Below are 13,729 nucleotides of genomic sequence, written 5' to 3'. Positions count from 1 at the left end.
CCCATGACACTGGCCCGGCGGCTCCGGCAGGCAACGAAAGCCGACCATCACCGCGTCGATCATCACCCGGCGCTGGCGTCGCTGCTGAGCCCCCGGCTGGACATGGCACGCTACGGCGTCGGGCTTGCCGCGCTCTATCCCGCCATTGCCGGGCTAGAGCGGGCGCTGACTCATACGGTGGGTGGTGACCCGGGCCACTACGCATTGACCCTGCGTGAGCCGCTGCTGCGTCATGACATCAGGCGGCTGGGCCAAACAGTGCCTTTAGCGTGGGCGTTCACCGTGCCTGTCAATACGTATGAGCGGGTAGGCATGCTCTACGTGCTGGAAGGCTCGCGGCTGGGCGGCCACTTTATAGGGCGCCATGCTCAGCGCATGCTGGGGGAGCAGGTGCCATGCCGTTTTTTTACCGACATGCCGCTGACTCCCCACGCCTGGGCTGCCTTTTGGCACTATGCAGAGGTTGCGTGTCCTGAGCACGCATGGCCTGACGCCGTGAGAGGCGCTCGGCAGGCCTTCGGCGAGTTCATCCAAGCACTCACAGCGGCGCTGCCCGCCGACTCCGTTACACCAACCCCAGCGCCCATAGAATGAACGCATCCTGGCGCGCGGCATCTCGCCAGGCTTTGAACCTTCCCGAAGCGCCGCCATGACCACTGCTCATGTCGGTATGCAGCAGAATGGGCGCGTCTCCTTGCTGTGCTTGCGTGACACGGGCGTAGAACTTGGCAGGCTCCCAGTAGCTCACCCGGGTATCGAACCAGCTGCCTTCGATCCACAGCGCTGGGTAGTGGCGCGGTTGGATGTTGTCGATAGGCGAGTAGCCCGCGATACGCTGGGCGACCTCTGGCGCTTCCGGGTTTCCCCACTCCGTGTACTCGGCGGTGGTGAGCGGCAGCTCTGGGTTTTGCATGGTGCGCAGCACATCCAGAAAAGGGACATCCAGCACGGCGGCACAGAACGCCTCGGGGGCGCGGTTGAGGCACGTGCCCACCAGTAGCCCACCGGCGCTGGCACCATAGGCGACCATTCGCTCAGGCTGACTGATATTGGCGGTGACAAGGGCGTCACGGGCGGCTAAAAAGTCGTGAAAGCTGTTCTCTTTGTGGGCCAATTTGCCTTTCAAGTACCACGGCTCGCCGCGCTCGCCGCCGCCCCGTACATGGGCCACGGCAAACGCGACGCCGCGCTCCAGAAGCTCCAGTCGGGCAATCGAAAACCAGGGGTCCAGCGCTTCTCCATAGGCGCCGTAGCCGTATAACAGGGTGGGCAGTGGCTGGCCTGCCAAATCTGCTCGCATGACGACCGAGACTGGGACCTGCTCGCCATCATGGCTGGTGGCCCAGACTCGGCGGCTGACTAGCTGCTCTGGGGCGAGGCTGCCATGAACGGGCACCTGTTTTAAGAGCGTGCGTACACCGTTATCTAGGTTTAAGGCATACCAGCTCGGAGGGCGGGTAAACGACTCTTCGCGCAGGTGCAGCGTGCGCGCGTTAAAGTGTGGCGAGTCTTCCAGCAGCTGTGAACAGGGCGTTTCGGGCAGGTCAATGTAGCTATCAAGCAGCGTTTGATGATGACTATCCAGCTCCAAACGTCGCAGCAGTACCTGCGCATCCTGATGGCTTCGCTCAGCGAGTATCAAGCCCCACTCAAACGCATCGACCCCCTCCAGCGTTGCGTCATCGCGATGCGCAATTAGCGGTAGCCAACTAGCGTTATCGCCTTCGGCGCGCATATCCAGTTGAAAGTGGGGGCCTGTCTGATTATGTAGGCGGTAAAACGTGCCTGGCCGATGGTCGATGCTCACCTCGACGCCCGGTTGGCGAGCATGCAAGCACATGGGCTGGGCGCTGGGCTGATCGGCAGGGAGGGCGAGCACTTCCGTGGTCTCTTTCGAGCCCGTCTCGATCATTAACCACGCTTTTGAGCGCGTTTTGCCCACGCCGACCCAGAATTCGGCATCGGCTTCGCGATAGATCACTTCAGGGACTGGCTGTTTCTCTTCCTCGCCAAACGCTACCCATAGCCGCCATAAGCTATCCGGGCGCTGAGTGTCATCGAAGCGAGTGAACAGTAGCGTGGCCCCCTCTGCGCGCTGATCTTCCGCCCAACAAACGCTGGGGCCGATATCACTGAGTAGCTGGCGGGGCGTTCCGCTGGGCAAGGCTTTCAACCATAGCGTAAAGCGCTCGTCGCCCTGAGTATCCTCCGTCCAGGCCAACCACTGCTCGTCGGGGGAGAGCGCCATGTCCCCCATGTCAAAGAAGGGCTGGTCAGCGGCGCGCTCGCGGACGTCGAGAAAACAGGTTTTTTGCTCAGGCTTGCCGTTGGGGTGACGCCACCAGCAGGGGTAATCATCTTCCGCGCCGGTCTCGCTCCAGAACGTAAAGTGGTCAAGTGCTGTCTCTAGACTCTTGACCGCTAACTCTCTGCGTGCCAAATGCGAGCGGTAGAGCGTGTCCGCCAGGGGCGAGAGAGGAGCAAACCAGTCGGCATGCTGCTGGTTGGCGGCCGCGATGAAATCGCTGACCTCAGCGCTATCGCGATTTTCTAACCAGTGCCATTCAGGGTCATCGGCGCGATAATAGCGCGCTACGGGCGAGCCTTCGTGCATACCAGGCTGTGCTTTCATAAATTGATAGGTACCATAACGGGAAATCAACGTCGGGTGCTTCCACCCACATGAGGGGTATTATGCTGTTTGCAGACTCAATGTCACTGCTGTGGTTCAGTTATTACGGTCTTTCACTGCTGGTTCTGCTGGCGGTCTATTTTGCGCTGTCCTTTTTGCCGCGCCTACCAAGATTAGTGATGACGTGGTGCGTGGCGGGGGCCATGTGGATGCCGGCCAACTACCGCTTACCGCTGGTCGACGAGGGTGAGTTCTACACCGGCTGGGCACCTTCGGCGATGGTCGCCGCCGTTGGCTTCTTCGAGCACAGCGCCAGCGCCATGCGTAACGGCCTGCTGTGGGCCGTATTCGGCGTGGCGCTCGGCGCCGGCATCGGCATTGCGCTGTGGTGGCGACGCCGTCCGTCTGCCGTCGAGCCCGCGCCGCGTCGCCAAGCGGAGGAGGAGCCTCAGCCCACGCGTCGCCGCGAACCGGTCATCCGCTAATGCGAGGGACTGCCAAGGAGTGGGCCCATGTGTGAACTGTTGGGCATGAGCGCCAATGTGCCAACCGATATCTGCTTCAGTTTCTCAGGCTTCTTGCATCGCGGTGGGGGCACTGGTCCTCACCGCGATGGCTGGGGCATCGCCTTTTATGAAGAGGGCGGCTATCGTGAATTTAGAGACCCTCACCCCTCCGTGGATTCGCCGATTGCCCGCTTGATTTGTGAGTATCCGATCAAATCCAACGTCGTCATCAGCCACATTCGCCAAGCCAACGTGGGCGGCGTGCGACTGGCCAACACGCACCCGTTTACCCGTGAAATGTGGGGGCGGCCCTGGTGTTATGCTCACAATGGTCAACTCAGCGACTGGCAGACGCTACCTTTAGGGGTCTATACCCCCGTTGGCAACACCGATAGTGAGCACGCGTTTTGTTGGATCATGGGCGAACTGCGCAGTGCGTTTCCTACCCCACCGGCTGCACCGGAGGCGCTATGGGAAATGCTTCACGCACTGTGTGAACAGCTGAGAGGCCTGGGAGTGTTTAATTTACTCCTCTCCGACGGCGTCTATCTTTATAGCTACTGCTCCACCAAGTTGGCGCATATCACTCGGCGCGCCCCCTTTGGTGAGGCGGAGCTATCCGATGCAGAGATGACGGTCAACTTCATCGAGCATACGACGCCCAACGATATCGTGTCGGTGATTGCTACCGAGCCGCTGACCCAAAACGAGGCGTGGCAGCGTATGGAGCCGGGGGAACTATTGGTATGGCGAGAAGGAGAAATCAACGCGCGATACTGTCCAACCCCTAAACCCGCATGACAGGGCATAAGCTAAAGTTGAAACGCAAGTTTCAATCGATCGTTTTACAGTATCATAAACGTCGTATATCGTTGGCGTTTAATCTCTTTATACAACCACACCACAATAACAAGGTCGGTCTCACATCGACACGGATAGCGGAGATAGCCCATGAGCCAACACGCCAACACCCCTATTTTGAGCGGGCCAGCGCTTGAGGGGTTGGAACACTACCACTCTATTACGGACGTTTTTCACTCGGCCGTCTCGCGCTTTAACAGCAAGCCCGCGTTTACCTGCATGGGCAAAACGCTGAGCTTTTCCGACCTTGATCGTCTCTCGGCCCACTTTGCGGCTTGGCTGCAACATGAAACCGACTTGGTGCCGGGCGACAGAATCGCCATTCAGCTGCCGAACGTTTTGCAGTTTCCCGTGGCGGTGTTCGGTGCCTTACGGGCAGGACTGGTGGTGGTCAACACCAATCCGCTGTATACCGAGCGGGAGATGGCGCACCAGTTCAAAGACTCCAACGCTAAAGCCATCGTGATTCTGGTCAATATGGCCGACAAACTGGAAAAAGTGCTTGATAAAACGGACATCAAGCATGTGTTGGTGACACAGCTTGCCGACCTGCACGACGCCCCCAAGCGCTGGCTGATCAATGCGGTAGTGAAGCACGTCAAGAAAATGGTGCCTGCGTACTCGCTGCCGAGTGCCGTCGGTTTCCGAGATGCGCTGAAGAAGGGCGCGTCGCTGAAACACACGCCGGTCGAGCGCAAAATGGACGATCTCGCGGCGCTGCAGTACACCGGCGGTACTACGGGTATGCCCAAAGGGGCGATGCTGACCCACCGCAACCTGGTGGCCAACATGCTGCAAGCGCGCTCGGCCATCGGCGAGCACCTGACCGACGGCGAAGAGCTGGTGATCGCACCGCTGCCCGTGTATCACATTTACACGTTTACCGTGAACTGCCTGTTCCTGATGGAAACCGGCAACCACTCGCTGCTGATCACCAATCCTCGCGATCTGCCCAATTTCGTCAAAGAACTCAAAGGGCTGCCGTTCACGGGGTTTATCGGTCTCAACACGCTGTTTAACGCGCTGTGTAATCGGGACGACTTCAAGCAGCTCGACTTCTCCAAATTGAAGCTGACCATTTCAGGCGGTATGGCGCTGACCAAAGCGGCTGCCCAGCGCTGGGAAGATACCACTGGCTGCCCGATCGCCGAAGGCTATGGCCTAACGGAAACCTCGCCGATTGTCAGCTTCAACCCTAACGATGCGATCCAACTGGGCACCATTGGTAAGCCGGTCGCGGGCACGTCGGTGAAAGTCGTCGATGCTGATGGTAACGATGTACCGTTTGGCGAGCCGGGCGAACTTTGCGTGCAAGGCCCGCAGGTCATGAAAGGGTACTGGCAGCGTGAGGAAGAGACGCGCAACGCCATTGATGAAAACGGCTGGTTCCATACTGGTGATATCGCCGTGCTCCAGAGTGACGGCTACATCAAAATCGTTGATCGTAAAAAAGACATGATTTTGGTGTCGGGCTTCAACGTCTATCCCAATGAAGTGGAAGATGTCGTCGCTGCCCACCCTGACGTCTTGGAAGCGGCGGCCGTCGGCGTGGCCGATGAAAACGCGGGCGAAGCCATTAAGCTGTTTGTGGTCTCCAAAAACAGCCAGCTTGACGCTGACACGCTGCGCGCTTGGTGCAAGAAAGAACTCACGGCCTATAAAGTGCCGAAATACATCGAGTTCCGCGACGAGCTGCCGAAAACCAACGTCGGTAAGGTACTGCGTCGCCAACTGCGCGACCAGGAAGCGACCCCTGCGCCCTAAGGGTTGAACACTCGGTCAAGCAGGCGTTAGGCGTCTCGTTCGCGAAAGCGTTACAATGGTCGGCCCACTTACGAGTGGGCCGACGTTTATTCTGAGATGGAACCGAGCCTAACGTGACCACCGACACGCACTCATCCCGTATCGATACCCCACAAGACAACGCCTCTTCACTCACAGCGCTCCAGGAGTCGCTGGGTTACGTGATGCTGCGTGATCAGGAGCGGCTCTCGCGTCGGGTGGCGGGCCTGCGGCGTCGGCAGCGAGAGAACAAACCGATCGACCGCGGCTTGAACGAGGTGGAGCGGGAGGTCGACAAAGCCAAGCAACTGCTGGCCCAGCGGGAAAGCCTCCGCGTGACGCTGGATTACCCGGCAGAGCTGCCGGTGGTAGAGCGACGTGAGGATATTCTCACTGCGATTCGTGACCACCAGGTGGTGGTGGTGGCGGGGGAAACCGGCTCGGGTAAAACAACGCAGCTGCCCAAGATGTGCCTGGAGCTGGGCCGTGGCCGAAAAGGGCTGATTGGCCATACGCAGCCACGGCGTCTGGCGGCGCGCAGCGTCGCGGGGCGGCTGGCGGAAGAGTTGAGCGTGCCGCTAGGCGAGCAGGTGGGCTATCAGGTGCGCTTTAACGACCAAAGCTCGCCGAGCACCCTCGTCAAACTGATGACCGATGGCATTCTTCTGGCTGAGACGCAGCACGACCCGCTGCTGCTGCGCTACGATACGCTGATCATCGACGAAGCCCACGAACGCAGCCTCAACATCGATTTCTTGCTGGGTTACCTCAAGCGGCTGCTGCCCAAGCGCCCAGATCTGAAAGTCATCATCACCTCCGCCACGATCGACGTGGAGCGCTTTGCGGCCCATTTCGGCTCGCCTAACACGCCTGCGCCGGTGGTCGAGGTGTCTGGCCGCACGTTCCCGGTAGATGTCCACTACCGCCCCCTGGCGCGCAGCGAAGAGGATGAGGATGACCGCACGCTGCAGGAGGGGATTTTGCATGCCGTGCGTGAGATCGAAACAATCGAGCGTGAAAAAGGCTGGCTGCATGGCCCCCGCGATGTGCTGGTGTTTTTACCCGGCGAGCGGGAGATCCGCGAAACCGCCGATACGCTGCGCCGTGCGGATTTAAAAGGCACCGAGATTTTGCCGCTGTACGCGCGCCTCTCTAACGAGGAGCAGAACCGGGTGTTTGCTCCCCACCGGGGACGGCGTATCGTGCTGGCGACTAACGTGGCTGAAACGTCGCTCACCGTGCCGGGAATTCGCTATGTCATCGACCCTGGCCTTGTACGCATTAGCCGCTACAGCTACCGAGCGAAAATCCAGCGGCTGCCCATCGAGCCGGTCAGTCAGGCCAGTGCTAACCAGCGCAAGGGTCGCTGTGGGCGGATTGCGGAAGGCGTGTGTATCCGCCTTTACGACGAAGAGGATTTTCTGTCACGCCCTGCATTCACCGACCCGGAGATTCAGCGCACCAACCTTGCGTCGGTCATCCTGTCGATGCTGGCGCTAAAGCTCGGCAGCATCGAAGACTTCCCCTTCGTCGACCCGCCCGACGGTCGTTTCGTCAAAGATGGTTTCCGGCTTTTGTTCGAGCTCGGCGCCGTCAACGAGAAGCAGCAGCTCAGCGGTTTGGGTCGTAAACTAGCGAAGCTGCCCATTGATCCGCGTTTGGCCCGTATGGTGTTGGCCGGTGCAGAGCGAGGCAGCCTGCGGGATGTGCTGATCGTGGTGTCGGCGCTGGCGATTCAAGACCCCCGTGACCGGCCCGCCGATAAGCGTCAGGCCGCCGATCAAGCGCACCAGCGCTGGCACGACCCGGACTCCGACTTCGTGGCACTGCTGAACCTGTGGCACGGCATCGAAAACGCCCGCGAGGCATTGTCGGGCAACCAGCTGCGCCGCTGGTGTCGTGAGCACTACATTAACTATCTGCGCATGCGCGAGTGGCACGATACCTTCCGCCAGTTGCGCCAACTGCTGCGGGATATGGACATCGAAGTACCCGCGCCGTTGCCTCGTGATGAGAACGAGAGCGAAGAGCAGGCCAAACAGGCCAGACGCAAAACGTCGGGCAAGCTGCATCAGGCGCTGCTGTCTGGCCTGCTCTCCAATTTGGGTACGCTGCTTGAGAACCGAGAGTACCTCGGCGCGCGTAACCGCAAGTTCATGATTCACCCCGGCTCTGGTCTGGCGAAGAAAACGCCCAAGTGGGTCATGGCCTTCGAGCTGATTGAAACCACCAAGCTGTTTGCGCGCACCGTTGCCAAGATCGACCCGCAGTGGATTGAGCCACAAGCGCAACACCTAGTGAAAAGCAGCTACAGCGAGCCTCATTGGGAAATGAAGCGTGCTCAGGTGGTCGCCTTCGAGCAAGTCACCCTGTTTGGCCTGCCGATCGTGGTGCGTCGTCGCGTTCATTACGGGCCCATTGCGCCTCAAGAGTCGCGGGAGCTGTTTATTCGTCGAGCGCTGGTGGAAGGCGAGTTCCAAACCAAAGGAGAATTCTTCGCCCATAACCGTGCGCTGATCGAAGAGGTAGAAGCGCTGGAAGATCGCGCCCGTCGGCGAGATATTCTGGTGGATGAAGAGACGCTATTTGCCTTCTACGATGAGCGAATCCCCGTCGATGTCGTCAATGGCAAGGGTTTCGAACACTGGCGTAAGCAGGCCGAGCGCCAAGAGCCTGAGCTGCTCAAGTTCGATATCGACGCTCTCAAAGCCAGGGACGCCCATGACGTCACTCAGGCGCAGTATCCGGATCATTTAACGCTGTCTGGCGTCGCGTATCCGGTCAGCTACCACTTTGACCCGGACGCCGACGATGATGGCGTGACCCTCACCGTCCCTGCGGCCATGCTGCCGCAGCTACCTGTGCACGCGTTGGAGTGGCTGGTGCCGGGGCTGCTGCGTGAAAAGTGCATTGCGCTGCTGAAATCGCTGCCGAAAAGTATTCGCCGCCAAGTGGTACCCATTCCCGACTGGGTCGATGCCGCGCTTGAGACGCTGGTGCCCGATGAGCGGCCGCTCACCGAAGCGCTGGGCGAGTTCATTCGTCGCCGCACCGCCACCCGCGTTCACCCGGATGATTGGCGTCTCGATCTGCTGCCGCCGCACCTCCTTATGAACGTGCGGGTCGTCGATCATGCGGGCAACACGCTGGGCCAAGGGCGCGACGTGCGTGCGCTGGAGCGGCGTTTCGAAGAGGCGGCGAGTGCAGGCGCCCAGGCGCTGGCCGATCAGGCAAGCCAAGCGCCCACGCTGGACGAGTTACCAGAATCACCGCTGCCAGAGTCGCGGGTGACGACTCAGGCCGGTATCCGCGTGGAGGCCTACCCAGCGCTGGTGGCCGACTCTCATCATTTCAAGGTGGCGCTATTCGACCATCCGGCAAAAGCAACGGCGGCCCACCAACAAGGTGTTGCCCGGTTAGCCATCGCCAAGCGGCCCGAGCAGGTCAAAGCGATCAAGCGCTTACCGGGCGTGGAAAAGTGCGCGTTACTCTTTGCTAAGGTGGGTAGTAAACAGGCGCTCGTGGATGATTTGCTGCTGGCGGTCTTTACGCAAGTGGTCGCCACGGATCCGCTGCCGCGCTCTGCCGGAGAGCTGGCCGAGCGCCTCCAGGTCACCGACGAGGCGCTGGTGCCACACGCGACGTTACTGTTAGAGCGTGTCGAGGCTGCGCTCAAAGGGCACTTGGCCGTGACCAAAGTGCTCAAAGGGAGGCTCAACTTTGCGCTAGCGCTCGTTTATAGCGATGTGAGCGCGCAGATGCAGCGCTTGGTCTATCCTGGCTTCATTCGCGATGCCGGGGAGTGGCTCGATGAGTATCCGCGCTATACCGAGGCAGCGCTGATCCGGCTTGAAAAGGCGGCACGCGAACGCGGCCGTGACCAAATGATGATGCAGGATATCCAAGCGCTCGAAGCACGTTTCGATGCGCGGCGTAACAGCGAGCGACGCGGCGATGCCGAAGACCCGGCGCTGGTGGCCTTCGGCTGGTGGATACAAGAGTTGCGCGTTTCGCTGTTTGCTCAGCAGCTCGGTACGAAGATGCCGGTATCCGTGAAGCGCCTGGAAAAACGTTGGGACGAGATCACTCGTCTTTGACACGCTGGGTGCATCGCACAGCGCGATGCCCCTTAGAGCAGGACGGACACGCCTGCAAGACATTCGTTGATGGATGGTTTCGGCGTGACGCCTTGAGGCCGCCTAAGGAGACAGCATGACCAATGTAGTGATCACCGGTACAGGACTTTATACGCCGGAAAACGCCATCGATAACGCGGCGTTGGTCGCTGCTTTCAATGCCTGGGTCGATCAGCACAACGCCCGGCATGCAGACGCCATCGCGCGTGGAGAGCAAGAGGCACTGGCGTACTCCAGCAGTGAGTTCATCGAGAAAGCGTCGGGGATCAAGAGCCGCTACGTGCTCGATGCCGAGGGCATCCTTGACCCTGAGCGTATGCGACCTAAACTGCCTCAGCGGCACAATGACGAACCCTCTATTCAGTGCGACATGGCCACTCAGGCTGCGCGCCAGGCGCTAGAGGCGGCGCAGGTCGAGGCGGCCGATATCGAGCTGGTGATCGTGGCGTGTTCGAATCTGGAGCGCGCCTATCCGGCGGTGGCGGTAGAAGTGCAGCAAGCGCTGGGAACGTCTGGCTACGGTTTCGATATGAATGTGGCCTGTAGTTCTGCCACGTTTGCGCTGGAAACCGCGGCCAATGCGATTGCGTCAGGCAGCGTCAAGCGGGCGCTGATCGTCAACCCGGAGATCTGTTCGGCGCATTTGAACTTTAGAGACCGTGACAGCCACTTTATTTTCGGCGATGCTTGTACGGCTATGGTATTGGAAAATAGCGATGTGGCCGTGGCTAAAGAGCGTTATGACATTTTAGGTACACGGCTCGTCACCAAGTTTTCCAATGCGATTCGTAATAATGCGGGTTTTTTGAATCGAGTCACCGACAGCGACCCGCAGGCACTGGATAAGCTATTTGTGCAGGAGGGGCGCCGCGTATTCAAAGAGGTGTGCCCCATGGTGGCCAAGCTCATCACTGACCATCTCGCTTCATTAGAGCTGTCGGGGGCGGATTTAACGCGGATGTGGTTACATCAGGCCAACCGTCACATGAACGATTTGATTGCCCGTAAAGTGCTGGGAGAAGAGCCCAGCGAGGCTCAGGCACCGATCATCCTAGATCGCTACGCCAATACCAGCTCGGCAGGCTCGATCATCGCCTTTCATCTTCACCGCGAGGCGTTATCGGAAGGCGATATCGGCGTGATTTGCTCGTTTGGCGCAGGCTACAGCGCGGGAAGCGTGGTCGTTCGTCGCCAGTAATCGGGTGGGTAGTGGGTGAGTGGATGTCTAGAAAAGCGGTCAATGTTGAAGAAGGACAGTGCATGTTGAAGGGGTGGGCAATGCAAACACAGGCGCGAAGTGCATGGCAAAAACTGCTGCCGTTACTGCTGCTTGCGACGTTGAGCATGGGCGGGTGTGCCAGTACGGGGTCGCCGCAAGAGGGCAACGCGTCTGAGCCACCGATGGCGGCTGACCCTCAGGACCCCTGGGAAGGATTCAATCGGCGCGTATTTGAGTTCAATGACGTGCTGGATCGCTACGCGCTCAAACCCGTGGCGCAGGGGTATAACGCCGTTACCCCCGAGCCGGTGCAAACCGGGGTCGGTAACTTTTTCTCTAATTTAGGGGAAATACGCACGGCCCTGAACAGCTTGCTGCAGGGCAAACCTGCCAACGCGGGACTGGCAACGTCACGATTTTTGATCAACTCCACGGTGGGTATCGGTGGCTTGCTCGATTACGCAACGCTGATGGAGATCACCGCCGATAAAGAAGATTTTGGTCAAACGCTGGCCGTATGGGGCTGGGATGATTCGCGCTATTTAGTGTTACCGCTTCTGGGTCCGCGCACCTTGCGGGATGCGTCAGGCCTACCGGTGGACTTTGCCGCGCATCCGATCACGTATATCGACGATCACCAACTGCGTGCAGGTTTGACGGCGCTCGATATCATTCATCTTCGCGCCGACTTGTTGGATCAAGAGTCGTTGATTTCCGGAGACCGCTACCGCTTCGTTCGTGATGCTTATTTGCAGCGGCGACAGTTTCAAGTCAATGACGGGGAGTTAGGCGATGACCCGTTTGCCATGGACGATTTTGATTTCGACGATACCGATGTGGGTGACGACGACTTCGCCGATTGAGGCCTGACATGGATCACGCTAAGCAGTTGATCGCGGTAATCGACGAGCCCGGCCCCGAGCGCGATGCGCTGGCCGAGGCGATTACCTGCGACGGCATGTGGGTGTTTGCCGCCGATAACATTGACCATCTTCCTAGCGGCACCGCGCTGATCGTGGCTCACGCCCGAGCCGTGCCGCGCCAGCAGTGGTCACAGTTGACGCATCGGCTGCCTACGTTGGTCGTCAGCGACTCCCGTCAAGACGCTGACTTGATCAAGGCCATCGATGTAGGCCTGGTGGACTACATCGTTCATCCGCTGCGCCACACCGAACTGCTGCGCAGAATGATCCGTAAAGCGATCGAGCTGCATACCTTGGCCCAGGAGCGTGATCGGGATCGAGCGCGGTTGGCAGAGCTCAATGAGAGCCTCGAAACGCATCTGGCCCTGCTGCGGATGGATCAGCAAAGCGGCGGGCACATCCAGCGACGCCTGCTGCCCGCGCACCCCAAGGTGATCAGCGGTGTGTATTACGACTACTGGTTCGCGCCATCGCTCTATTTGTCGGGCGACTTTCTCGACTATCAGCGCTACAACGACCGTTTCAGCGCGTTCTACTTCGCCGATGTGTCGGGGCACGGCGCATCGTCTGCCTTCGTCACGGTGCTGCTCAAATATTTGTGCAACCGATGGCTCAACGAGTGGGACGGCCAAGCGCCCGAGCAGCTGCCGCCGAACTGGCTCGCTGCCATGAATCGAGAGCTTCAGGATACCGACATCGGAAAACATGCCACTTTATTTGTCGGTGTTATTGACCACGAGCAACAGACTCTTCACTATTCGCTCGGTGCGCAGTTACCCATGCCGCTACTAGCGGCCGACGGTAAGCTGGAGCGCTTAGCAGGGGAAGGAATGCCGGTAGGCCTTTTCCCTGATGTGGAGTATCCTTCGCTTAGCTGTGCTTTACCGGCCAACTTTCGGTTATGGCTGTGTTCAGACGGTGTATTGGAATGCTTGCCGGGTAAAACGCTCGACACGCGGCTCACGGAACTTGAGCAACTCGTTAGCGAAAGTGTCACGCTTGAGCAGTTGCGCGACCGGCTAGCCAGCACCAATTCGCTTCTCAAAGAGGGCGATGAGGATGACGAGGCGAACCAAGACCGCGATGCTTTGCCCGATGACCTGACAATCATGATGGTGAGCGGATTTGGTCATGCTGATTGAAGAGGGCCGCATCAAAGCGGCGTTCAACTCTGGTGTTTTTGTCTTAAAGCTCTGTGGCGACGTGCGGTTGACGCTATGCGCCACGCTCGATACCCAAGCACAACGTCTCGCGGAAACCCCTGGCCTTCAGGCGGTGATGATCGACCTGCGGGAAGCCAGTAACGTGGACTCCACGGCGCTTGGCTTCTTGGCGAAGGTCGCCATGGCTGTCAAAGGGCGTTTGGAGCAACCTCCGACCATCATTGCTGATAACCCGGATGTCAGGCAGATGCTCGACGTCATGGGCTTTGCGCGCTTTTTCACGCTCATGGAAGCACCTTTGCAGCCGAGTTCAACGCTGAACTCATCGATGCAGGACTTGCCCGCCGAGCCTGCCGATGAAGAGGGCCTGCGTACGCGTATACTAGAAGCGCATCGCATTTTGATGCATATGAACGAGCATAATCGCGAGCAGTTCCAGCCGCTGGTCGAAATGCTCGAAGCGCAATCTGCGGTGGCGCATAAATAACGCGCCCCCTTGCCTGGCAG

Annotated in this window: 10 protein-coding genes; 9 read left to right on the top strand and 1 reads right to left on the bottom strand. The window is 59.3% G+C overall.

Annotation, left to right across the window (positions count from 1 at the left end; genetic code table 11):
• Positions 1-3: 3 nt before the first annotated feature.
• Positions 4-594: a biliverdin-producing heme oxygenase gene (locus QIT27_RS00155; protein WP_285262547.1), complete on the top strand. Its 591-nt coding sequence runs from the start codon at positions 4-6 to the stop codon at positions 592-594.
• Here the strand turns inward: QIT27_RS00155 and QIT27_RS00150 are convergent.
• Positions 566-2,632: a S9 family peptidase gene (locus QIT27_RS00150; RefSeq protein ID WP_285262546.1), complete on the bottom strand. Its 2,067-nt coding sequence runs from the start codon at positions 2,630-2,632 to the stop codon at positions 566-568. The genes QIT27_RS00155 and QIT27_RS00150 overlap by 29 nt on opposite strands.
• A 62-nt stretch (positions 2,633-2,694) precedes the next feature.
• On the opposite strand from QIT27_RS00150, the gene QIT27_RS00145 reads away from it, so the two are divergent.
• The 8 genes from QIT27_RS00145 (at position 2,695) to QIT27_RS00110 (ending at position 13,709) form a co-directional block, all read left to right on the top strand.
• Complete coding sequence (locus QIT27_RS00145) at positions 2,695-3,117, top strand: hypothetical protein (protein ID WP_285262545.1); 423 nt, start codon at positions 2,695-2,697, stop codon at positions 3,115-3,117.
• 27 nt (positions 3,118-3,144) lie between these two features.
• A complete protein-coding gene (locus QIT27_RS00140; protein ID WP_253017336.1) occupies positions 3,145-3,939 on the top strand; it encodes a class II glutamine amidotransferase in 795 nt (264 codons plus the stop codon).
• Positions 3,940-4,089: 150 nt separating this feature from the next.
• Entirely contained in the window at positions 4,090-5,763 is a 1,674-nt protein-coding gene (locus QIT27_RS00135) for an AMP-binding protein (RefSeq protein WP_285262544.1), read from the top strand.
• Positions 5,764-5,966: 203 nt separating this feature from the next.
• Positions 5,967-9,878, top strand: coding sequence for an ATP-dependent RNA helicase HrpA (gene hrpA / locus QIT27_RS00130; protein WP_285262829.1), 3,912 nt, complete (start codon positions 5,967-5,969; stop codon positions 9,876-9,878).
• A 115-nt stretch (positions 9,879-9,993) separates the two neighbouring features.
• Positions 9,994-11,115: a beta-ketoacyl-ACP synthase III gene (locus QIT27_RS00125; RefSeq protein WP_159341733.1), complete on the top strand. Its 1,122-nt coding sequence runs from the start codon at positions 9,994-9,996 to the stop codon at positions 11,113-11,115.
• An 80-nt stretch (positions 11,116-11,195) separates the two neighbouring features.
• Positions 11,196-11,999: an MlaA family lipoprotein gene (locus tag QIT27_RS00120; RefSeq protein WP_253017337.1), complete on the top strand. Its 804-nt coding sequence runs from the start codon at positions 11,196-11,198 to the stop codon at positions 11,997-11,999.
• Positions 12,000-12,007: 8 nt separating this feature from the next.
• Positions 12,008-13,201, top strand: a complete 1,194-nt coding sequence (locus QIT27_RS00115; RefSeq protein WP_159341735.1) for a PP2C family protein-serine/threonine phosphatase — start codon at positions 12,008-12,010, stop codon at positions 13,199-13,201.
• Positions 13,191-13,709: an STAS domain-containing protein gene (locus tag QIT27_RS00110; RefSeq protein ID WP_159341736.1), complete on the top strand. Its 519-nt coding sequence runs from the start codon at positions 13,191-13,193 to the stop codon at positions 13,707-13,709. Before QIT27_RS00115 ends, QIT27_RS00110 begins: the two co-directional genes overlap by 11 nt.
• Positions 13,710-13,729: the final 20 nt, after the last annotated feature.

The organism is Halomonas sp. LC1 (assembly GCF_030247125.1).
Classification (GTDB): domain Bacteria; phylum Pseudomonadota; class Gammaproteobacteria; order Pseudomonadales; family Halomonadaceae; genus Vreelandella.
This window is presented reverse-complemented; position numbering and strand designations above follow the sequence as displayed.

Coding starts and splice junctions, on each gene's coding strand:
- QIT27_RS00155 (WP_285262547.1), top strand. CDS start 4: ATGACACTGGCCCGGCGGCTCCGGCAGGCAACGAAAGCCGACCATCAC.
- QIT27_RS00150 (WP_285262546.1), bottom strand. CDS start 2,632: ATGAAAGCACAGCCTGGTATGCACGAAGGCTCGCCCGTAGCGCGCTAT.
- QIT27_RS00145 (WP_285262545.1), top strand. CDS start 2,695: ATGCTGTTTGCAGACTCAATGTCACTGCTGTGGTTCAGTTATTACGGT.
- QIT27_RS00140 (WP_253017336.1), top strand. CDS start 3,145: ATGTGTGAACTGTTGGGCATGAGCGCCAATGTGCCAACCGATATCTGC.
- QIT27_RS00135 (WP_285262544.1), top strand. CDS start 4,090: ATGAGCCAACACGCCAACACCCCTATTTTGAGCGGGCCAGCGCTTGAG.
- hrpA (WP_285262829.1), top strand. CDS start 5,967: ATGCTGCGTGATCAGGAGCGGCTCTCGCGTCGGGTGGCGGGCCTGCGG.
- QIT27_RS00125 (WP_159341733.1), top strand. CDS start 9,994: ATGACCAATGTAGTGATCACCGGTACAGGACTTTATACGCCGGAAAAC.
- QIT27_RS00120 (WP_253017337.1), top strand. CDS start 11,196: ATGCAAACACAGGCGCGAAGTGCATGGCAAAAACTGCTGCCGTTACTG.
- QIT27_RS00115 (WP_159341735.1), top strand. CDS start 12,008: ATGGATCACGCTAAGCAGTTGATCGCGGTAATCGACGAGCCCGGCCCC.
- QIT27_RS00110 (WP_159341736.1), top strand. CDS start 13,191: ATGCTGATTGAAGAGGGCCGCATCAAAGCGGCGTTCAACTCTGGTGTT.